Source organism: Amycolatopsis sp. NPDC051758, from assembly GCF_044453095.1.
Classification (GTDB): Bacteria; Actinomycetota; Actinomycetes; order Mycobacteriales; family Pseudonocardiaceae; genus Amycolatopsis.
In genome coordinates, this window is record NZ_JBITCJ010000036.1 from 1 (window position 1) to 1,203 (window position 1,203).

The following is a 1,203-nucleotide window of genomic DNA, read 5'->3' on the forward strand; positions in this document are numbered from 1 at the left end:
TTAAGCGCCAGTAAACGGCGGTGGTAACTATAACCATCCTAAGGTAGCGAAATTCCTTGTCGGGTAAGTTCCGACCTGCACGAATGGCGTAACGACTTTCCGGCTGTCTCAACCACAGGCCCGGCGAAATTGCACTACGAGTAAAGATGCTCGTTACGCGCGGCAGGACGGAAAGACCCCGGGACCTTTACTATAGTTTGGTATTGGTTTTCGGTTCGGCTTGTGTAGGATAGGTGGGAGACTGTGAAGCGGTGACGCTAGTTACTGTGGAGTCGTTGTTGAAATACCACTCTGGTCGAATTGGGAATCTGAACCTCGGGCCATGATCTGGTTCAGGGACAGTGCCTGATGGGTAGTTTAACTGGGGCGGTTGCCTCCTAAAGAGTAACGGAGGCGCCCAAAGGTTCCCTCAGCCTGGTTGGCAATCAGGTGTTGAGTGCAAGTGCACAAGGGAGCTTGACTGTGAGACAGACATGTCGAGCAGGGACGAAAGTCGGGACTAGTGATCCGGCACCTCCTGGTGGAAGGGGTGTCGCTCAACGGATAAAAGGTACCCCGGGGATAACAGGCTGATCTTGCCCAAGAGTCCATATCGACGGCATGGTTTGGCACCTCGATGTCGGCTCGTCGCATCCTGGGGCCGGAGTAGGTCCCAAGGGTTGGGCTGTTCGCCCATTAAAGCGGCACGCGAGCTGGGTTTAGAACGTCGTGAGACAGTTCGGTCCCTATCCGCCGCGCGCGTAGGATACTTGAGGAAGGCTGTCCCTAGTACGAGAGGACCGGGACGGACGAACCTCTGGTGTGCCAGTTGTCCCGCCAGGGGCATGGCTGGTTGGCCACGTTCGGAAGGGATAACCGCTGAAGGCATCTAAGCGGGAAGCCTGTTCCAAGATGAGGTATCCCACCCTTTGTGGGTTAAGGCCCCCAACAGACCATTGGGTTGATAGGCCAGAAATGGAAGCACAGTAATGTGTTGTCGAGTTGACTGGTACTAATAGGCCGAGGACTTGTTTACGAAGATGTTGCGCATCCACTCTACGGTTCTGAAGCACCACGCTGGTTGCGTGTGTTGTTTCGGAGTGTTTCGGTGGTTTTAGCGTCAGGGAAACGCCCGGTCCCATTCCGAACCCGGAAGCTAAGCCTGATAGCGCCGATGGTACTGCAACCGAAGGGTTGTGGGAGAGTAGGACACCGCCGAACTTA

2 rRNA genes are annotated in these 1,203 nt (G+C 55.3%); both read left to right on the forward strand.

The features are described from left to right. Positions 1-1,015: ribosomal RNA gene (locus tag ACIA5G_RS53825) — 23S ribosomal RNA — on the forward strand; the annotation flags it as partial. Between the two features lie 68 nt (positions 1,016-1,083). Next, a 5S ribosomal RNA gene (gene rrf / locus ACIA5G_RS53830) occupies positions 1,084-1,200 on the forward strand. The last annotated feature ends 3 nt before the right edge of the window (positions 1,201-1,203 follow it).